The following is a 20,083-nucleotide window of genomic DNA, read 5'->3' on the forward strand; positions in this document are numbered from 1 at the left end:
ATAGAACTCAATTATGGAGGCGCTCTCTGTTGCCGCTCCCAAGCTATGGTGCTACACTTCAACTCATAGCTGAAACGCTTCAATCGGCACGGTTCTCTGGAGTCCGGGCGTCCTTTTCCATGCCTGTCGGCGCTTAGGGGAGCGACGGAAACCGTACGTACGGCACGTAAGCTCCGCGGCAAGATGTAGGGGCCGCCGATTCACAGACATACGGTATGCGGAAGGGGTTTGATCCCTCCGGTGATGGGCTGCCGGACAGGGGAAATCCCGGGAGAAGGAGGGTCTCCATGAATGTATTTAAGCAGCTGAAGGAGTATTACTGGTCGGAACGAAGGTTTCTGTTGATCTCGGTGCTCAGCCTCATGACGGCAACGGCGCTGGGGCTCGTGTATCCGAACCTGCTCCGGTATCTCATCGATGATGTGATCGGAGAGAAGCAGTATGACATGGTGCCTCTGCTGGCCTTGGCGGTTTTCGGCGTCATGGCGGTCAAGGCGGGGTTCCAGTATCTTCACGGTACGTCAAGCGCACGGCTCGGCAACATGACCGCGTACAATCTGCGGGGGGCCCTGTACCGGAAACTGCAGTACCTGTCCTTTCCGTACTACGACAAGGCGCGCACAGGGGATTTGATGTCCAGGCTGACGGCGGATCTGCAGGCGGTACGGGATTTTGTCGGCTTTGGCTTCGTGCAGATTCTCAATGTGGTCACGATGCTCCTGTTCGGTGTGATCATGATGTTCACAATCAACTGGGAGCTGGCGGTCTATACGATGGCCACCATGCCGTTTCTCGTCTTCACCGCCATCCGCTTCGAGGGCAGGATTCACCCGGCCTTCCGAACGCTTAGGCAGTCGATGAGTACACTGACGACCTCCGTGCAGGAGAACATCACCGGGGTGCGCACGGTCAAGTCGTTCGCCAGGGAGCCTCATGAGATCGAGAAGTTCTCCCAGCGCAACGATGAGTACAAAATCAACAATATGGCGACGGCCGGCATTTGGGCCAAATATTTTCCGCTGATGGAGCTCTTCGCCAACCTCAGTGTAGTCATTCTGCTGGGACTGGGCGGATGGATGGTCATCCGGGGAGAGCTGTCGCTTGGGGAGCTTGTCGCTTTCTTCAGCCTGATCTGGTATATCATCGGTCCAATGTGGGGGATCGGGTTCCATATCAACAACTTCACCCAATCCAAGGCGGCCGGTGAGCGGCTGCTCGAAATTCTGCATCATTACGTGCATGTCAAGGACAAGGAGAATGCGCTTTCACTTCGAGATGAGGAAGTCCGGGGACATGTGCGCTTCGAGAATGTCAATTTTGCCTATACGGAGAATCAGCCGGCGCTGAAGGATTTCAATCTGGATGCTCCGGAGGGAAAAGTAATCGGGCTGCTCGGGGGTACGGGCTCCGGCAAATCGACCGTGATTCAGCTGCTCCTGCGGGCCTATAATGTCAAAGACGGACGCATTACGCTCGACGGACGGGATATCCGCGATGTGACGCTGGAGAGTCTGCGGAATCAGACGGCCATCGTGTTTCAGGAGACATTCCTGTTCTCGTCCACCATTCGCGGTAACATTGCTTACGGCGTCAAGGAAGTGTCGATGAGCGAGATCATCAAGGCTGCCAAGCTGGCCAAGGCGCATGACTTTATCATGGAGCTGCCGCTCGGGTACGACACTATTGTCGGCGAACGGGGGCTGGGACTCTCGGGCGGGCAGAAGCAGCGGATCGCGATTGCAAGAGCACTGCTGAAGAATCCGAAAATCCTTATTCTGGACGATGCGACCAGCGCCGTGGATATGGAGACGGAGCACGAGATCCAGCGCGGCTTCCAGGAGGTCATGAAGGGGCGGACGACATTCATCATTGCACACCGGATCTCCTCACTGAAGCATGCCGACGAGATTATTGTGCTTGACAAAGGCCGGATCGTCCAGCGGGGCACACATACCGAGCTGATGGCGCAGGAAGGGCCGTATCTCGATACATACCGCATCCAGTTCGCGGACGGACCGGCAGAGGAAGAGGGCGGAGGAGAGGAAATGAACGCGCGGTCTTCCGCTTGTCCTTCATCCGAACCGGTGCCTGGCGTCCTGCTGCGCGAAGGGGTTCCCGGGGATGCGGCAGGCCGGGAAGTAGCGGCATCGGTGCAGGGCGAGGTCAAAGGAAGGGGGCTCATCCATTGAGCGGACAGTCAGAGCAGTCAGGACGCGGTCCTGCAGGTGAAAAGGGTGCCGAAGAGACGATGAACCGGTTCGTCTATCAGGACGACGAAGAACTCGATAAGGGCTTTGACTGGGTGCAGGTCAAACGTCTCAGCAAATACATGAAGCCTTACGCCAAGCAGCTCGTGCCGATTATGATCGTCATGATGTGTGTCGGCGGCATCACGAAGCTGCTCAATCCGCTCCTCATCGCTTATGCGATCGACCATGCGCTGAAGGAGAAGGACGGCACGACCCTGTTATACTGCGTGCTCGGCATGCTCAGCCTTTATATCATCCAGTGGGCGGCAAACGCTTATCGCATCCGCTATACGAACATGATCGGCCAGCGCATCATCTACGATCTGCGGCATGACTTGTTCAGCCATATCCAGCAGCTGTCGTTCCGCTTTTTTGACAAGCGTCCGGCCGGTTCCATCCTTGTGCGGATTACGAACTATGTCAATTCGCTGCAGGACCTGCTCACCAACGGGGCAGTAAACCTGATGATCGACTGCGTGCAGCTCGTCGGCATTATTGTGATCCTGCTCATCTATAATGTGAAGCTGGGCGCGGCCATTATCCTGACGGTACCGATCATGTTCCTGATCTCGACTAAGCTGCGGGTGAAAATCCGCCGGTCCTGGCAGGTCGTGTCGACGAAGACGTCCCGGATCAACGCCCACCTCAACGAGTGCATCCAGGGCATCAAGGTGACCCAGGCTTATACGCAGGAGAAGCCGAATATGGCTTTCTTCGAGCTCATGAACAAGGACAACCATAAGGCATGGACCCGTGCCTCCAATCTCAATCAGGCGTTCAACCCGATCATCGAGGTCACCGGGGCGATCGGCTACTGTATTCTGTTCTGGTTCGGAGCTTCCCTGATTCAGTCCGGGGAGATTACGGTCGGGGTGCTCGTCGCGTTCGCCACCTACATCGGCCACTTCTGGGAGCCGATCAACCGCCTCGGGCAGATGTACTCGCAGATGCTGATTGCCATGGCTTCCTCGGAGCGGATCTTCGAGTTCATCGACGAGCAGCCGAATGTCGCCGAACGGCCGGCCGCGAAGGATCTGCCTCCGATCCGGGGGGATATCGACTTCCAAGGAGTCGAGTTCGAATATGAGCCCGGCCGCCACGCGCTGAAGGGCATTGATCTGCAGGTGAAGGCCGGCCAGTCGATCGCACTTGTCGGGCATACGGGCTCCGGCAAAAGCACGATAATCAACCTGCTGTGCCGGTTCTATGACGTTACCTCGGGCAGCATCCGGATTGACGGAACGGATATCCGTGATGTAACGATCCAGAGCCTGCGCTCGCAGGTAGGCATCGTGCTGCAGGACACCTTCATCTTCTCGGGCACGATCCGCGATAACATCCGTTTCGGGCGGCTTGATGCCACGGACGAGGAGGTCGAAGCGGCGGCGAAAGCGGTGCGCGCACACGACTTCATCGTTTCGCTGCCGCAGGGCTACGACACCGAGGTGCAGGAGCGGGGCAACGTGCTGTCGATGGGACAGCGGCAGCTGCTGTCCTTTGCTCGTGCGCTGCTGGCCGACCCGCAGGTGCTCATCCTCGACGAGGCGACGGCGAGCATCGATACGGAGACGGAGCTGAAGATCCAGGAGGCTTTGAAAACACTGCTCGCCGGCCGGACCTCGTTTATCATCGCGCACCGGCTGTCAACGATCCGGCATGCCGATCACATCCTCGTGCTCGATCACGGCCGGGTGATGGAGGAGGGCGATCACGACGCGCTGATGAAGCACCAGGGCATATACCACGGCCTGATCCAGGCCCAGTATCGTCTGCTGCAAGAAGCGGGCTAGATCGGCGGTACACCGGCAAAGGGGCGGCAGGGCTGGTCCGCACAGGCAGCTCTGCCGCTGCATGGCTGGCCGGGCGGCTTGCACGCGGTTCGAACACGGAAAATGCGTGTTGGACAGCCAGCAAACGGCGAATTCGTCCGAATAGCACGGAGAATCCGTGTTAGCGGACTGATGCGCAGCCGTGGGCCGGCTTGCACGCGACTCGAACACGGTAAATCCGTGTTGGACAGCCAGCAAACGGCGTAAGCGTCCAAATACTCCGCGAAGCACACCTGGGATCGGTCTAAGGCTGATCCCAAAGTAGCGATACCGACGGTACCTTTTCTCATCCCCAGCACAAGCTGCACTCGAACCCCTCCCGGCAGGAAGAATGACGCCGGGCAGGGCTTTTTTTTCGTGCGCCGCTCAGCACTCCAACTCGGCGGAACTAGGGCCGATCCTGCCGGCCTCCGCCCGCATTCCGGCTGCATCTTTGAGCCGTCCCTCCCCGGTGATCCGGCACGTCTCTCCGCCTCCGAAGCCGCCTCTCTGCCTGTCGCCGATCGGCCTTTTTGCGCAAATATTGTCCTATCTCCTCCTCACGGGCATATACATGGGAGGGGCTGAGCGCACGGGTCGCTCCGCCCGGCCTCCTGCTGCGCTAGCGGCGGGAACCAGAACAGATAAGGAGGGATGGACGTTGAACCAGCGTGGATATGCGGGCAAGGGGCCACGGGTACTGCTTCAATGGGCCGCGGCCTTGACTGTGATCGTGACGGTGATCCTCTCGGGAAGGTGGCTTGTGTCTGCAGGCACCGAACCCGTATACGATGTATTTCTGGATGGGGAACGGATGGGTATCGTGTCGAGTCCCCAGGTGATTCGGGCCTGGAGGGACGAGCGGTACGGGGAGCTGGGAAGCGCCGCTATGGCACAGGGGATGCACTCCAATCTGGAGCGGCTCCTCTTCGTGGAGAAGGAAGCCTTCTTCGAAGGAGCGGAAGACGGCAAGGTATTGACGGCCCTCGGCCGAAAACTGCAGATCGTCGTACATGCGGTGGAAATTCGCGTAGACGGCCGGATTGCCGGCACCGTCAGCGATATGGATACCGCTTTTTCTATTTTGGAGAAAGTGAAAGCGCCCTATCTGGCCGAGGCGGCGGCCGCCGATCCCGGCGCCAGGATTACGGCGGAATTTGAGGAGCAGGTTGAACTCAGAGAAGTGCCGTTCGAGCGCACGGAGGAAGCAGGAACGCCGCAGGCGGCAGAAGGGGCGGACACCCTGCTGGCCAAGCTGCTCGCTGGGGAAGAGCGGCCCTTCGTGTACAAGGTGGTACGGGGGGACTGCCTCTCTCTGATCGCTGTCCGGCACGGGGTCTTACAGGAGGAGATCCGCCGGCTGAATCCGCAGGTGAAGGGCGATGCCATCCGGGTTGGAGACGAGCTGATCTTAAGCCGTCCTAAGCCGCTGCTCACGGTCAGGGTCGAAGCCGTACATACACAGCAGCAGCCCGTTCCAATGGGAATCCAGTACGTGAGCGACGGGGAGATGAAGATGGGGGAAGTCCGCGTTGCGTCCCAGGGGAAACCCGGATTGAAGCAGGTGACCTACCGCACGGTAACGCTGAACGGCACGGAAGCCGAGGTGCGTCCTCTCGGGGAGACTGTGCTGGCGGACCCCGTGCCCTCCGTTGTCGTGCGCGGGACGAAGAAGGTCCCGGGACAGGGCAGCGGGAGCTTTGCCTCCCCGGTGCTGGAGGCTAAGGTAACGAGCGTATTCGGCCGCCGCTGGGGCCGGGCGCACAACGGAACCGACTTGATCTCGGACAGGCGGGAGATCCTGGCCTCCGACGGGGGGAAGGTCTCTTTTAGCGGGTGGAAGTCGGGGTATGGGAATACCATCGTGATCGATCACGGGAACGGATACGAGACGCTCTATGGACATTTAAGCCGGATCAGCGTCAAGAAGGGGGAGGGAGTCGAAAAAGGGGAGAAGATCGGTGTCATGGGCAGCTCGGGACAGTCGACGGGGGTGCACCTGCACTTCGAGATCCGCCGCAACGGCAAACAGCTCAATCCGCTGCAGTATATCAGCGTTCCGGCGGCTTGATCCGCCCAGGGCCATCTCCTTCTTCCAGGGGGCAAGTTTGCAAATCGGTGCGAGAACCGCTACTCTAAAAACATACATGAGGCCTGCCGGTATGCGCGGGCCCGAAGCTCCTAAGAGATGGGGGAAAAACGATGTTCTCGACCAAATGGCTGTGGCGGACGGCCGGCTCGGCCGCGCTGCTGTCCACCTTGCTGTGCGTCTTCGGCTTTGCTTACGCCGTGAACCAGATCATGTATCCCGAGCCCGCTCCCGCGGCTCTTCCGGGTGATGCTGCTCCCCAGCCGGCGGTGAAGAAGGAGGAGGCGTGGGAGGCCAAGAATCAGATCCGCATCGTGGCGATCGGCGATTCCCTGACTGCGGGCACGGGTGATCTGGCGGGCAAAGGGTATGTCGGCCACGTGAAGGAGAAGCTTGAGCAGCAGCTCGGCAAGCCGGTCTTTGTGTATAACAATTTTGCCATACCCGGATTCCGAACGTATGATCTCCTGAAGGATTGGGACGCGAAGCAGGATATCACGAAGTCGCTTGCGGAAGCGGATCTGGTGCTCATGACCATCGGGGGCAACGACCTGTTCGAGGGAGGAACCGGCATCTTCGGCGAGACCGGCGAAGGCTTCAATCCCCAGGCGGCGGCAGACCGGATTCCCGAGGCCTCGAAGCGGCTTGGACAGATAATGGAGCGCACCTCCAAGGCGGCGCCTAACGCCCGGATTCTCTATGTGGGGCTGTACCATCCGTTCCTTGACCTTGATCCCGAAAAAGCCGGCGCGCCGGTCGTCCAGCGCTGGAACGCCGCGGCGTTCGAGGCAGCCTCCCGCTATCCGAACATAACCGTCGTGCCGACGTACGACCTATTTGAGCTGAACCTGAACAAGTATCTTTACACGGATCATTTTCATCCGAATGCGGCGGGCTATGAACGCATTGCCGGACGGATTGTCGATATTCTGGACTAGATGGGGGAGACGGGCATGGCACTGAGGACAGGAGCGGCGGAGAACAACAGCACCGGAGGCCGGGGAAGAGATGCGGACCTCGTTCTCTCCGTAAAAAACGTAAAAAAACGGATCGGCAAGCGGCTGATCATCAAGGGGATCTCTTTCGATGTTCGCGCCGGCGAGATCTTCGGCTTCCTCGGGCCGAACGGCTCCGGCAAAACGACGACGATCCGGATGCTCGTCGACCTGATCAAGCCGACGGAGGGCTCGATCGAGATCTGCGGCTATGACGTGAACCGGGAGCATAACGAAGCGCTGCAGTTTGTGGGCTGCATCGTGGAAAACCCCGAGCTGTACCCCTATTTGACGGGCTGGGAGAACCTGGAGCATTTTGGCCGCATGCTTCCGGGGGTCGATGAAGCGCGGATCCGCAAGGTTGCCGAGATTGTGGGCATGGACCACCGGATTCACGATACGGTGAAGACCTATTCGCTCGGCATGCGGCAGCGGCTTGGGATTGCCCAGGCGCTGCTGAACGCTCCGAAGCTGCTCATCCTCGACGAGCCCACAAACGGGCTTGATCCCCAGGGGATCAAGGAGCTGCGTGAGTTCATCCGCTCCCTCGCCGAGCAGGGGCTCAGCCTGTTCATCTCGAGCCATTTGCTCAGCGAGATCCAGCAGATGTGCGACCGCGTCGCGATCATCTCCCATGGCGAGGTGATTACGGTAGGCGAGGTGTCGGCGCTGGTCGACGAGAGCGTCACCACCGCCGTCTGGAGCGCCGAGCCTGCGGAGTTGGCGCTTCAGGTGCTGAAGATGCAGCCGGAAGTCAGCATTCTGTCCAGCGGGCTGGAAGCCGATGCGCCTGCCGCGGATCCGGCGCCTCAGGTCCCGAAGATCGTCACGCAGCTGCCGCCGGAGAGCATTCCGCAGATCACGCGGCGGATGGTGGAAGCGGGCACTGCGATCTACGGGATCGAGATCAAGCATCCGACCCTGGAGGATTTATTCCTGAAGCTGACGGAGGGTGAGCGCATTGGTTAGCCTGTATCCCCTGATCAAGAACGAGTGCATCAAGATCATCAAGAAAAAAAGGCTGCTGGTCGTGCTGCTCATTCTGGCCGCATTGATTCCGATGTTCACGTATGCTCAGCTGAAAGTCGCCCAAAATAACCTCAAGCAGTTCGGCACCACCGACTGGCGGGTGGAGCAGCGGCAGAAGATCCGCGACTACACCCAGAGCCTCAGCTCGGGGCGTGTTCCCGAGGAGTGGAAGCAGTGGAGACGCGTCGAGGTCAAGCTGGCGCAGTACTACTTGGATAAAGATGTGAATCCCGCCGAGCCGAACGGGGTAACCTTTACAAGAGAGTTCGTCAAGAACGCGGTCGGCCTGTTCATTCCGCTGATGGTGATGGTCATCGCCGCGGACATGGTGTCCGGCGAACATACGGGAGGAACGATCAAGCTGCTGCTGACCCGTCCTGTGCAGCGCTGGAGGATTCTGCTCAGCAAGCTGCTGGCCCTGGTCCTGTTCACCTCGTTTGTCGTGATAGCGACAGGCGTGCTCTGCTATCTCATCTCCGGGGTGGTCTTCGGATACGGCGGGTGGGACATGCCGATCTTCTTCGGCTTCCAGGTGGTGGGCACGGAGGTCGACTTCTCGTTCGTCCGCCCGGTGGAGCAGTGGCTGTATCTCATCATGGAATTCGGGCTCGTCTGGTACTCCGCCCTCGTGGTCGCCCTGATGACGCTCATGGTGTCGGTGCTGGTGAGGAGCACGGCGGCCGGCATGGGGATCATGCTGGCCGTGCTGATCTCGGGCACCATCCTGACGAACATGGTCTCGTCCTGGGAGACGGCGAGGTACCTCTTCATGGTGAATCTCAACCTGACGATGTACCTGAGCGGGGCGCTCCCACCCATCAAAGGCATGACGCTCCCGTTCTCTCTGGGGGTTCTGACGGTCTGGGGACTGCTGTCGGTCATCGTCTCGTTCGCAGTATTCACGAAAAAAGATGTGTTGAACTAATTCGCCTTAGTGTTATAATGCTTGGTAGCAATTCTCAAGCGGCGACTTGTCCGCACACCTGTTCCCATGGTACTGTATAGGGGATCGGGCGAACCGGCAGTGAAGACGGCCGGAGGCCGGACAGAAGGCGGATTGACAACAGGTTGGTAGGAGGCTGCAATGACGGATCAACTCGATTTGAAAGGAAATGGGGCGGGGTCGCCGGCCGATTACGGCGCCGATGATATCCAGGTGCTCGAAGGCCTCGTGGCCGTGCGCAAACGGCCGGGCATGTATATCGGCTCGACAAGCACATCGGGCCTGCACCATCTCGTTTGGGAAATCGTGGACAATGCCGTGGACGAGCATCTCGCCAAGCATTGTTCGCAGATCGACGTCACGATCCATAAGGATCAGTCGGTCACCGTGCAGGACAACGGGCGGGGCATTCCGACCGGTATGCACAAAACAGGCATTCCGACACCCCAGGTGGTGTTTACGATACTTCACGCCGGCGGCAAATTCGGCGGCGGGGGATATAAGAAGTCCGGCGGTCTTCACGGCGTCGGCGCATCCGTAACGAACGCGCTGTCGGAGTGGCTCGAGGTCGAGATCTTCCGTGAGGGCAAGATTCACCGGCAGCGCTTCGAATACTGGGTGGATGACAAGGGGACCGAGCATGTCGGGGAACCGGTATCGGGCCTGGAAGTCATCGGCAACACCCGCAAGACGGGGACCAAGGTCACGTTCAAGCCTGACAAGCGCGTCTTCCAGGGCGGAACGGCGATGAGCTACGATACGCTGTATGAACGCTTACAAGAGATCGCGTTCCTGAACTCGGGACTGAAGGTCACACTGACCGACCTGCGCGCCGACAAGGAAGAGACGTTCCAGTATGAAGGCGGCGCCGCGCAGTTCGTCCAGTTCCTGAACGAGGAGAAGGCGGTGCTGCACGACGTCATCCACTTCTCGGCGGAGAAGGACGACATCGAGGTTGAGGTCGCACTCCAGTACAACGACGGTTATACGGAGACGCTCGCCTCTTTTGTCAACTCGATTCCTACACGTGGCGGTGGTACGCATGAGACCGGCTTTAAGACGGCCTATACCCGGGTGATGAACGAATACGCCCGCAAGACCGGCATGCTCAAGGAGAAAGAGAAGAACCTCGACGGCCAGGATCTTCGCGAAGGCATGATGGCGGTCATCAACATCAAGATGGGTGAGGTCGAATTCGTCGGCCAGACGAAGGACCAGCTCGGCAGCGCCTCGGCGCGCAGCGCGGTGGATTCCGTCGTATCCGACAAGATGTCGGTGTTCCTCGAAGAGAATCCGCAGGTCGCCCAGATGGTGATGAAGAAGGCGATCCAATCGGCGAAGGCCCGTGAAGCGGCACGCAAGGCGCGCGAAGAAGTGCGCAGCGGCAAGAAGGGCAAGAGCGAGAGCTCGAACCTGGGCGGCAAGCTGACGCCGGCGCAGTCGAAGGACTATACCCGCAACGAGCTCTTCATCGTGGAGGGCGATTCGGCGGGCGGTTCCGCCAAGCAGGGGCGCGATTCGCGCCACCAGGCGATACTGCCGCTGAAGGGCAAGCCGATGAATCCCGAGAAAGCCAAGCTGCTCGATATCATGAAGAACGAGGAATACAAGGCGATCATCGCAGCGATCGGCGCAGGCGTCGGCCCGGAATTCGATGTCACGGAGAGCAATTATGCCAAAATCATTATCATGACCGATGCCGATACCGACGGCGCCCATATTCAGGTGCTGCTGCTGACGTTCTTCTATCGCTACATGAAGCCGCTGATCGATGCGGGCAAGGTGTATATCGCCCAGCCGCCTTTGTTTAAGGTGACGAAGAAGGCGGGTAAGAACAGCGCAGTGCGCTATGCCTGGACCGACGAGCAGCTTGCGAAGCTGACGAAGGAGCTCGGCAAGAACCTGGAGCTGCAGCGCTACAAGGGACTCGGCGAGATGAACCCGGACCAGCTGTGGGAAACTACCATGGACCCGGCCACGCGGACGCTCCTTCAGGTGCAGATCGAAGATGCGGCGAAGGCCGAGCGCCGGGTATCCACGCTCATGGGTGACAAGGTCGATCCCCGCAAACGCTGGATCATCGAGAACGTGGACTTTACGGAATTTGAAGAATAAACGGGGGGCCTCTCGTGAGTATACTCGAAAATTTCCTGCCGGCCTTTCTCGAAGAGGTTGTAGGCGACCGGTTCGGCCGGTATTCCAAATATATCATTCAAGACCGGGCGATCCCGGATGTGCGTGACGGGCTGAAGCCCGTGCAGCGGCGGATTCTGTACGCCATGTACGATGCGGGCAATACGCCCGACAAGCCGTACCGCAAGTCTGCCAAGACGGTCGGGGACGTCATGGGCAACTACCACCCGCACGGCGACTCCTCGATCTACGAGGGCATGGTGCGGATGGCCCAGCCGTGGAAGATGGGCCATGTGCTCATCGACGGGCACGGGAACTGGGGCTCGATGGACGATGACCCGGCGGCGGCCATGCGCTATACCGAAGCGCGCCTGTCCGAGATCGCCCTGGAGCTGCTGCGCGATATCGAGAAGCGCACCGTGCTCTTCAAGGACAACTTCGACAATACGACGAAGGAGCCGGTCGTGCTTCCTTCCCGGTACCCGAACCTTCTGGTCAACGGGGTCAGCGGGATCTCGTCCGGTTTTGCGACGGAGATTCCGACGCACAATCTTCGGGAGATCGTGGATGCCTGTATCGCGCTGATCGATAAGCCGGATTCTACACTCGAAGAGCTGATGACAATCGTCAAGGGTCCGGATTTCCCGACCGGCGGCATCATCATGGGCTCCGAAGGCATCCGCGAAGCGTACCGCACCGGACGCGGCCGGATCTATCACCGGGCCCGCACGAGCATTGAAGAGCAGCGCGGCGGACGCCAGACGATCGTGATCACCGAGATTCCTTACCAGGTCGTGAAGAGCCGTCTGGTTACGGCAATGGAGAACATCCGTCTGGAGAAGAAGATCGAGGGCATCTCTGAGGTCCGTGACGAGAGCGGCCGCGAAGGCCTGCGGATCGTCGTAGAGCTTAAGAAGGACGCCGATGCGCAGAGCATCCTGGCGTATCTTCTGAAGAAGACCGACCTGCAGGTGGCCTACAGCTTCAACATGGTGGCCATCGTTAACAAGACGCCGAAGCAGCTCGGCCTGATCGAGATGCTGGCTGCTTATATCGAGCACCAGAAGGAAGTCGTCACACACCGCACGCGCTACGAGCTCGAGAAGGCGGAGGATCGTGCCCACGTGCTCGAAGGACTCGTGAAGGCACTGAATATCCTGGATGAGGTCATCGCGGCGATCCGCTCGTCCAAGAACCGGCAGGATGCGCAGAACAACCTCGTGGAGAAGTTCGCTTTCACCGAGCGCCAGGCCGATGCGATCCTGACCCTCCAGCTCTACCGCCTGACGAATCTCGAGATTCACTCGCTCGAGAAGGAACTGAAGGAAGTGCAGAAGCTCATCGATATGCTTCGTGGCATACTCGGCAGCGAGAAGAAGCTGCTCGCCGTCATCAAGAAAGAGATGAGCGAGATCCGTGACAAATACGCGATCGCACGCCGCTCCGACATCCAGGATGAGATCGAAGAGCTGAAGGTTAACCTGCAGGCGATCGTGACGGCCGAAGACGTCTTCGTTACCGTTTCCAACGATGGCTATGTCAAGCGGACGGGCAAGCTGAGCTTTATCCGCTCCGGCGGGGAGATCGACAAGACGGGCCTCAAGGAAGGCGATTACCTGCGCCATCTATTCGATGTCAATACGCTTGAGAACCTGCTCATCTTCACCCAGAAGGGCCAGTACTTCCTGCTGCCTGTCCATGCGATTCCGGAGTACAAGTGGAAGGAGAACGGAACGGCGATCGTCAACGTCATTCCGCTGACGAAGGATGACCGGATTGTGCATGTCATGGCGCTGAAGGACTTCGAGCAGCCGGGCAAGTCGCTCCTCTTCGTTACGCGCAAGGGGCAGGTCAAACGGACGGAGCTGAAGGATTATGCGACGACGCGGTCGACCGGTATCGTGGCGGTCAAGATCGGCGAGGGCGATGCCCTGCTGGACGTGCTGATGAGCACCGGCGGACTTGATCTGCTTCTTGTTTCGAAGCAGGGCCAGGCCATCCGGTTCAAGGAAGACGAAGTGAATCCGATGGGCCGCGCGGCGGCCGGTGTGCGCGGCATGCAGCTCAAAGAGGATGACGAGCTCGTTGCCGCCCGCTGGATCGACGGGGACGAAGGCGAAGTGGTTGTGGTTACCGATCTCGGGTATGCAAAGCGCTCGCTTGTGGCGGATTATGCTCTTCAGGGCCGGGGAGGCAAAGGGGTATTCACCTTTGAATTCAAGGAAGGCAAGCGGGTGAAGCCGAACGGCAGCGTGCTGCGCAGTGCTTACGTGGTGAAGGAACCGTTCGACCTGACCGCCGTGCTCAGCACGGGTGAGCGTGTGACCTTCTCGACCGAACAGGCGCCGATCGAGGACCGCAAGTCGGTTGGCAAAGCGATCCTGCCGCTGAATAAGGGCGAGACCGTGCTCGATATTTTGAGACTGCAGTAAATCTGCAGTCTTTTTCTTTGAGAGGAAGGGCAGTTGTAGACCCGGAGGGCATTCCTCTCGTGAGGTTTCGTCAGCTGGCCAAGGAAGGGATCTCCCTAAACGCGACTTTCAATCGTAGGAGCTGTAATTCGGCTCCAGCTTCTCCATAAGCTCAAGCATCATTTGAAGCACGGCCCAGGCGGGCAGAGGCTCATCCAGCCGCTCCAGCCAGGCCGGGTTATCGATAATTCCGCTCTGAAGCGCTCTCTCACCGATTTGCTTTTTCCACGTTTCCATGTTCATCACTCCTTGTCTTACATGTTCTGACAAGCTGCGCAGATAGGCGTCTATCCCATGTGCAGTATATGTTGAAGAGGGTAGAATGGTAACCGATTGCCTCGGTTTATGTCCTAAAGTATTTAGGGGATTAACCTTTGCAAGGGAAGGGGACAATGCTATAATTAGGCAGGTAAGCGTTACGAGAATTGGTGCTTCGGGAGTGATATGAATCGTGGTAACTAGCGAATTTGCCAAGCTGTGGTGGAAGCTCTCCAAAGATCTTCGCAGCCATATGGAAGCGCAACTGGCCCCAACACTCACGGAGGGACAACTAACCGTACTGGAACTGCTGGTGATCAATGAACCACAGAGAATGAAGCCTTCGGACTTTATCGATTTTCTGACGACGACACCGGCGGCCATCACCACGCTGCTCGACCGGATGGAGAAAGGCGGCCTGATCTCCCGCGAACGGGATGAGAGGGACCGGCGTATTGTCTGGGTGCTTCTCACGGACAAGGGCCGGACGGAATGCGAACGCGGCATCGCGGTCCGCGAACAGTTCCTGCAGAACTATCTTGGGCGAATTTCTTCTCACAATCAGCAGCTTCTCGTGTATTTGCTGGGAAAAGTGGCGAATGCGTAAACGCTGTCAAAGCCAAAATACGAAAATATGTTCTCATTCTTGTTCGCATATGGTATAATGTGGAGACAATAGGGGCGGCACTCAAGGGCGGCCCGGCTCACTCTCGCTTTCCCTGATGGCAGCTTCTGCCGGAAGGAGGTGATGCCATGGAAGTGAAGGATGCGGTTTCCTTGATGTTCATGTTCGGCATGTTCATCCTGGCCCTGCTGTCCTATTTGAAAAAAAAGTAGACCTCCCTTGAGCCTTGTCAGCCGAGAGGTCTACTTCTGATTATATTCGATCGTCGACCGCCCTTGAGGGCAATCTATTGTGAAGCCGGACTGCAGATGCGGGAACATCTGCGGTCTTTTTTGTATTCAGCGTAGGAATATCATAACATAATTTACCTCTCATTGAAAAGACAAAAGACGAACAGAGCCGCGGCCGGATGCCGGGAGACAAGGCGGTGAGGCCTGTAACAGCCGAGGATCCCATGGGAAGGGCACAATTGGAAATCCGTTGTAACATGCGAACAAAGTGCGGGAAATGAGCGGCGGTATCGGGTTAGAAACGAACACACAAAGAACCCCGGAACCCGAAGCTAACGAGCTGCGGGTTCCTGGGTGGATTCTTATCGCATTGGTTTCAGCTGCGAAAGCTACAGCCCGTATGAACTTTCTTCCCATAAGAGCCAGGGGAACGACTTCGGCGGCCGGGAGGTGAACTTCAGCGCTTCCTTGGTCACCGGATGGGTGAACTCCAGGATGCTGGACCACAGGGCGATCTGCTGGCCCGGCTGGGCCAAGCTGCCGCCGTACCGCTGATCTCCTACCAAAGGCGTGCCGGTCGTGGAGAACTGCACACGGATCTGGTGCGGGCGCCCGGTATGCAGCTCGACTTGTACCAGGGAAAGCCCGTCCTGGCTGCCCAGCACCCGGTAGTCGAGCACCGCCTCCTTGGCGCCAGCCTTGGAGGGTGGGACAACGGACACCATGTTCGTCCGCTCGTTCTTCAGCAGGTGATGCCGGAGGGTGCCCTGCGGCTGCTTCGGCCGGCCGTGCAGTACGGCGGTGTACACCTTGCGAATCGTCCGCGTACGCACCGCGTCGGAGAGGCGGGAGGCCGCCTTCGACGTCTTGGCGAACACCATCACGCCGCCTACAGGACGGTCCAGCCGGTGGACAAGCCCGAGGTAGACGTTGCCGGGCTTGCCGTGACGGTGCTTCAGGTCCGCCTTGATCATCGTGAGCAGATCGGGGTCGCGCGAGTCGTCCTCCTGTGTCGGCACATTGGGAGGCTTGACGACCACGATGACATGATTGTCCTCATAGAGGACCGGGATGACGGGTGAGGAAGAACCGGCCATCCTTACGCCTCCCAGCGGCCGAGAATGCCGCATGGCAGATGCAGCCCGGAGGCGGTGATCGGCAGTCCGATCTCGCCGCAGGTGATGTCTCCGCCGAATTTCGAGCCGAGCGAGAGGGCCAGGATGTTCTTGAGCACGGAGGCCGAGAGGCCGGTCGTATACGAGTTGATCAGGAAGAACAGCGGCTGATCGGACAGGATGCTCATGCAGGACTCCACGAACGGGTAGAGGTCCGTCTCCAGCTTCCAGGTCTCACCGTTCGGTCCGCGCCCATAGGACGGGGGATCCATGATGATCGCGTCGTACCTGCTGCCGCGGCGCTGCTCGCGCTGGACGAACTTGAAGACGTCATCGGTAATGAAGCGCACCGGACGGTCGCCGAGGCCCGACAGCTGCAGGTTCTCCTTCGCCCACTGCACCACGCCTTTGGAAGCGTCGACGTGGCAGACGTTCGCTCCGGCGGAGGCGCAGGCCACGGAGGCTCCACCCGTGTAGGCGAAGAGATTCAGCACGCGGATCGGCCGGCCCGCCGAGGCGATCTTCTCGCGCATCCAGCTCCAGTTTACGGCCTGCTCGGGGAACAGCCCCGTATGCTTGAAGCTTGTCGGCTTGATGTGGAACTGCAGGCCGTTATATGAGATCGTCCAGCGTTCAGGCAGCTCCTTCTTGTACTCCCAGCTGCCTCCGCCGCTGGAGCTGCGGTGATAGTGCGCGTCGGCCTTCTTCCAAGGGGCCGTTTCTTTGACCAGAGGCCAGATAATCTGCGGATCCGGGCGCCGCAGAACAATGCTGCCCCAGCGTTCGAGTTTTTCACCGCCGCCGGTATCGATGAGTTCGTAATCTTTCCAATCCTGTGCTGCAAACATGGGCTGTGACCATCCTTTTTGTTATCATTTCGGCATCGCCGCCGGAAGGGCGGCATTCTTACACATTCTACACGATTCGCGCAGCGGATGCCATAAGGGAGGAGGGCCGTCCCCCCGAGGATTCCGAGACGGAACAAGGGAGGATATAGGGGGCGTTGAGAGGGAAAAATGGCGCTGTTGATCGAACTCCGGGCGCCGGCCGGATTCAGAGCAGCCTCCACGGTGCCGGCTTTCTTGAAGTCAGAACCGGAAACGGTCTTTTGCGGGACGTGGAGCTATTCTGGCTTATGTATGCGATTGCAGAATATCTCTTCAAGCTTTTGCCGAAACTTTTTGCATAAAAGCGTCGAAATGCCGCATCTTTTGGTATAATAGGGTCATTATGCGCATGAGGGGATGACTATGAACTTTATTAGCACTAGGGGCAAGACAGCAGGAATCGGATTTATCGATACGGTATTGATGGGGCTCGCTGATGACGGCGGCTTGCTCATTCCAAACGAAATTCCGCACATCACGGCAGCCAGGCTGAAAGAGATGGAGCATCTCAGCTACCAGGATCTGGCTTATGAGGTGTTCTCCTACTATACGAATAACGAAATTCCGGCGGAAGATCTGAAGGATCTTATCCAGCGGAGCTATGCGACCTTCCGGGATCCGGAAGTGACGCCGGTGAAGAAGGTCACGGACAACATGTACGTCATGGAGCTCTTCCACGGACCGACCTTCGCCTTCAAGGACGTGGCCCTGCAGTTCCTCGGCAACCTGTACGCTTATGTGTCGAAGAAACAGAACGAGATTATTCACATTCTCGGGGCCACTTCCGGCGATACTGGCGCTTCGGCTATCGAAGGCGTCCGGGGCAAGGAAGGCATCCGCATCTGCATTCTGCATCCGCACCAGAAGGTCAGCCGGGTGCAGGAGCTGCAGATGACGACCGTCGCCGACGAGAACGTGTTGAACCTCTCGGTGGAAGGCACCTTCGACGACTGCCAACGCATCATCAAGGATCTGTTCGCCGACGTGCCGTTTAAGACGAAGTACCACCTGCGCGCGATCAACTCAATTAACTTCGTGCGCATCCTGGCTCAGACCGTGTACTACTTCTACGCTTACTTCCGCGTGCAGAAGGATACGCCAGGCGCGAAGGTGAACTTCAGCGTGCCGACAGGCAACTTCGGCGACATCTTCGCCGGCTACCTCGCGAAGCGCATGGGGCTGCCGGTGAACAAGCTGATCCTTGCGACCAACGAGAACAACATCCTCGAGCGCTTCGTCCTCGAAGGCGTGTACCGTCCGGGCGAGTTCAAGAGCACACACAGCCCGTCGATGGACATCCAGGTGGCGAGCAACTTCGAGCGGTATTTGTACTATCTGCTCGGGGAGAACCCGCAGCAGGTTGCCGCCTACATGGAAGGCTTCAAGACGGATGGCGTGATTACCATCGCTCCGGAGCTGCTCAGCCAGGTACAGGCCGATTTTGCCGCTCACGGCGTGGGAGGCGAGGAGTGCCTGGCGACCATCGGCAGCTACTACCGCGAGCGCGGGTACCTGCTGGATCCGCACACGGCCTGCGGCGTAGCGGCTTATGAGAAGTGCAGCCCGGCGGAGGAAGTGTGCGTGACGCTGGCAACGGCCCATCCGGCGAAGTTCAACGAGTCGATCGAGCTCGTCGGCATCGAGCAGACCTACCCGCAGCCGATCCAGGACCTGTTCGAGAAGCCGCAGCACCAGGAAGTCGTCGATTCCTCGGTAGGGGAGATCGTCCGCCGCCTGGAGAGCTTCTACACGAAATAAGCAGCAGCAGCGTATGTTCTCATCATAAGCAAAAGGCATACGCAAAAGGGGCTGTCTCCCTGAATCCGTGGATACCGGATTCGGGGGGACAGCCCCTTTGCTGTATCGGATGCGTTGGCGGAACACCGGGAAGGCACCCATCGATGGATTCGAATCCATCGGATCCATCGAATGCTCTAGGCCCGGTGGTTCCTGCTGATTTGAATAGTAGCCGCGCGTCCGATTGGAGCGCGGATCAGCGGCAGAGCTTAGCCCTGCGCTCCCGCCTCAGCGCCTTGGTCTTCCCCCTTCGGCAGCTCGAGCTTCTCCAGGATGCCCGGCAGCTCCTCTTCGAGGAATTTGCCGTAGGCCGGATTAAGCTGTTCGCCGGCCAGCTCGTCTTTCACCTGCTCGAACGTGCCTGCCGTCCGGGCTTCCACCCGCATGATATGATAGCCGTACTCGGTCTCGACCGGATCGCTGATCTTGTTCAGCTCGAGCTCGGCGGCCGCTTTCTTGAAGGCTTCGACCCAGGAGCTCACCGGCGCGTTCTCATACAGGCCGCCGGACTCCTTGGAGCCCGGGTCTTCGGTGTTCTCCTTCGCCAGCTTCGCAAAGTCCTCGCCGGCCCGGAGCTTGGCGGTAAGCTCGTCGGCTTTCTTCTTCGCTTCTTCTTTCGTGCGGGTGTTCCCTTTCTCATCGGTGAACCCGATCAGGATGTGCCGCACGGACGCCGTTGTAAACGCATACGGATCGGCCTTCAGCTTCTCGTCGTACGCGGCCTTCAGCGATTCGTCCGTAATGCCGGACTTCAGCGCAGCCTCCACGCTCTTCATGGAAGCGAAATACTCGCGGATGTCCTTCTCTTCGAGGCCTTTGGCGGCGAGCTGAGCGGCGAGCTCCTGGCCGGACTGCGAGGCGTATCCCGCCTTAAAGCTGGCAAGCTGCTCGTCGATCTTCGGCTGCAGCGCGGCGCGCTCGGCATCGCTCAGACGGGCCGACAGGATGCGGAAGGCGATGACCCGCTTGGCGATATTCTCCTGATACTCCGGCTGCTCTTTATACGACTCGCTGCCGGGGTTCAGCAGTGCTTCAACGTTCATGTACCGGTCCAGCTCGCCGTAGGTCAGCTGCCCGCCCTTATAGGTGGCGATAACCGCGCTGAAGTCCAGCTTCTTGCCGATCCAGATCCGGTTGTTCTCGCCGTCCCATTCGACCTTCTGGCCGAGGGCTTCACTGACGAACCGCAGCGGAACGTACGTCGTTCCGTTGTAGATGAAGCTTTGTCCCTGTTCGGCCGTCGGCTGCTTCTCCACCCCGTCGAACAGATATTTGATCTCGCGGAATGCGACTTCAATCTGGGAGCTCCCCGCCGCATAGACGGCCGTACCCGCCAGCAGGGTTCCGAGCGTCAGCCCGAGAACCAGGCCTTTGAACTTGTCATTCATTATGAATTCATCCTCTCCATGGTGGGTCCTCTCACATATTCCACGGCTTCTTGTGAAATCCTTCTT

At 58.9% G+C, this 20,083-nt stretch carries 15 protein-coding genes; 11 read left to right on the forward strand and 4 right to left on the reverse strand.

What is annotated here, in order from left to right:
- Nucleotides 1-287: 287 nt before the first annotated feature.
- The 8 genes from ACP26L_RS15045 (at nt 288) to gyrA (ending at nt 13,678) form a co-directional block, all read left to right on the forward strand.
- Complete coding sequence (locus ACP26L_RS15045; RefSeq protein ID WP_426453646.1) at nt 288-2,189, forward strand: ABC transporter ATP-binding protein; 1,902 nt, start codon at nt 288-290, stop codon at nt 2,187-2,189.
- 59 nt (nt 2,190-2,248) lie between these two features.
- Entirely contained in the window at nt 2,249-4,039 is a 1,791-nt protein-coding gene (locus ACP26L_RS15050) for an ABC transporter ATP-binding protein (protein ID WP_426454956.1), read from the forward strand.
- 679 nt (nt 4,040-4,718) lie between these two features.
- Nucleotides 4,719-6,128, forward strand: a complete 1,410-nt coding sequence (locus tag ACP26L_RS15055) for a LysM peptidoglycan-binding domain-containing M23 family metallopeptidase (protein WP_426453648.1) — start codon at nt 4,719-4,721, stop codon at nt 6,126-6,128.
- 131 nt (nt 6,129-6,259) lie between these two features.
- Nucleotides 6,260-7,084 (forward strand): GDSL-type esterase/lipase family protein, encoded by an 825-nt coding sequence (locus tag ACP26L_RS15060; protein ID WP_426453649.1) that lies wholly within the window; start codon nt 6,260-6,262, stop codon nt 7,082-7,084.
- A 15-nt stretch (nt 7,085-7,099) separates the two neighbouring features.
- Nucleotides 7,100-8,110, forward strand: a complete 1,011-nt coding sequence (locus tag ACP26L_RS15065) for an ABC transporter ATP-binding protein (RefSeq protein ID WP_426453651.1) — start codon at nt 7,100-7,102, stop codon at nt 8,108-8,110.
- Nucleotides 8,103-9,095, forward strand: coding sequence for an ABC transporter permease subunit (locus tag ACP26L_RS15070; protein WP_426454958.1), 993 nt, complete (start codon nt 8,103-8,105; stop codon nt 9,093-9,095). The genes ACP26L_RS15065 and ACP26L_RS15070 overlap by 8 nt, the downstream gene beginning before the upstream one ends.
- Before the next feature lie 159 nt (nt 9,096-9,254).
- Nucleotides 9,255-11,228, forward strand: a complete 1,974-nt coding sequence (gene parE / locus ACP26L_RS15075; RefSeq protein ID WP_426453653.1) for a DNA topoisomerase IV subunit B — start codon at nt 9,255-9,257, stop codon at nt 11,226-11,228.
- A 14-nt stretch (nt 11,229-11,242) separates the two neighbouring features.
- Complete coding sequence (gene gyrA, locus ACP26L_RS15080; protein WP_426453655.1) at nt 11,243-13,678, forward strand: DNA gyrase subunit A; 2,436 nt, start codon at nt 11,243-11,245, stop codon at nt 13,676-13,678.
- A gap of 108 nt (nt 13,679-13,786) precedes the next feature.
- On the opposite strand, the gene ACP26L_RS15085 is transcribed toward gyrA, so the two are convergent.
- Complete coding sequence (locus ACP26L_RS15085) at nt 13,787-13,954, reverse strand: hypothetical protein (protein WP_426453657.1); 168 nt, start codon at nt 13,952-13,954, stop codon at nt 13,787-13,789.
- A 214-nt stretch (nt 13,955-14,168) separates the two neighbouring features.
- Between ACP26L_RS15085 and ACP26L_RS15090 the strand changes: the two genes are divergently transcribed.
- Nucleotides 14,169-14,582, forward strand: coding sequence for a MarR family winged helix-turn-helix transcriptional regulator (locus ACP26L_RS15090; RefSeq protein ID WP_426453659.1), 414 nt, complete (start codon nt 14,169-14,171; stop codon nt 14,580-14,582).
- Nucleotides 14,583-14,728: 146 nt separating this feature from the next.
- Nucleotides 14,729-14,812: a putative holin-like toxin gene (locus ACP26L_RS15095; RefSeq protein WP_016362586.1), complete on the forward strand. Its 84-nt coding sequence runs from the start codon at nt 14,729-14,731 to the stop codon at nt 14,810-14,812.
- A gap of 407 nt (nt 14,813-15,219) precedes the next feature.
- Here ACP26L_RS15095 and ACP26L_RS15100 read toward each other — a convergent pair whose 3' ends face one another.
- Both ACP26L_RS15100 and ACP26L_RS15105 read right to left on the reverse strand, forming a co-directional pair.
- Complete coding sequence (locus ACP26L_RS15100) at nt 15,220-15,927, reverse strand: RluA family pseudouridine synthase (RefSeq protein WP_426453661.1); 708 nt, start codon at nt 15,925-15,927, stop codon at nt 15,220-15,222.
- 2 nt (nt 15,928-15,929) lie between these two features.
- The gene (locus tag ACP26L_RS15105) at nt 15,930-16,793 is read right to left on the reverse strand and encodes a class I SAM-dependent methyltransferase (RefSeq protein WP_426453663.1); all 864 of its coding nucleotides are present in this window, start codon (nt 16,791-16,793) and stop codon (nt 15,930-15,932) included.
- Nucleotides 16,794-17,195: 402 nt separating this feature from the next.
- On the opposite strand from ACP26L_RS15105, the gene thrC reads away from it, so the two are divergent.
- Nucleotides 17,196-18,590 (forward strand): threonine synthase, encoded by a 1,395-nt coding sequence (gene thrC, locus ACP26L_RS15110; RefSeq protein ID WP_426453665.1) that lies wholly within the window; start codon nt 17,196-17,198, stop codon nt 18,588-18,590.
- Between the two features lie 248 nt (nt 18,591-18,838).
- Here thrC and ACP26L_RS15115 read toward each other — a convergent pair whose 3' ends face one another.
- Nucleotides 18,839-20,017, reverse strand: coding sequence for a peptidylprolyl isomerase (locus ACP26L_RS15115; RefSeq protein WP_426453666.1), 1,179 nt, complete (start codon nt 20,015-20,017; stop codon nt 18,839-18,841).
- Between the last annotated feature and the right edge of the window lie 66 nt (nt 20,018-20,083).

The sequence above is a fragment of the Paenibacillus sp. S-38 genome, from assembly GCF_049942825.1.
GTDB lineage: Bacteria > Bacillota > Bacilli > Paenibacillales > NBRC-103111 > Paenibacillus_G.

What these genes read in the sequence shown, in the direction of transcription:
- ACP26L_RS15045 (WP_426453646.1), top strand. Translation starts at nt 288, where the DNA reads ATGAATGTATTTAAGCAGCTGAAGGAGTATTACTGGTCGGAACGAAGG.
- ACP26L_RS15050 (WP_426454956.1), top strand. Translation starts at nt 2,249, where the DNA reads ATGAACCGGTTCGTCTATCAGGACGACGAAGAACTCGATAAGGGCTTT.
- ACP26L_RS15060 (WP_426453649.1), top strand. Translation starts at nt 6,260, where the DNA reads ATGTTCTCGACCAAATGGCTGTGGCGGACGGCCGGCTCGGCCGCGCTG.
- ACP26L_RS15065 (WP_426453651.1), top strand. Translation starts at nt 7,100, where the DNA reads ATGGCACTGAGGACAGGAGCGGCGGAGAACAACAGCACCGGAGGCCGG.
- parE (WP_426453653.1), top strand. Translation starts at nt 9,255, where the DNA reads ATGACGGATCAACTCGATTTGAAAGGAAATGGGGCGGGGTCGCCGGCC.
- ACP26L_RS15085 (WP_426453657.1), bottom strand. Translation starts at nt 13,954, where the DNA reads ATGGAAACGTGGAAAAAGCAAATCGGTGAGAGAGCGCTTCAGAGCGGA.
- ACP26L_RS15095 (WP_016362586.1), top strand. Translation starts at nt 14,729, where the DNA reads ATGGAAGTGAAGGATGCGGTTTCCTTGATGTTCATGTTCGGCATGTTC.
- ACP26L_RS15100 (WP_426453661.1), bottom strand. Translation starts at nt 15,927, where the DNA reads ATGGCCGGTTCTTCCTCACCCGTCATCCCGGTCCTCTATGAGGACAAT.
- ACP26L_RS15105 (WP_426453663.1), bottom strand. Translation starts at nt 16,793, where the DNA reads ATGTTTGCAGCACAGGATTGGAAAGATTACGAACTCATCGATACCGGC.
- thrC (WP_426453665.1), top strand. Translation starts at nt 17,196, where the DNA reads ATGAACTTTATTAGCACTAGGGGCAAGACAGCAGGAATCGGATTTATC.
- ACP26L_RS15115 (WP_426453666.1), bottom strand. Translation starts at nt 20,017, where the DNA reads ATGAATGACAAGTTCAAAGGCCTGGTTCTCGGGCTGACGCTCGGAACC.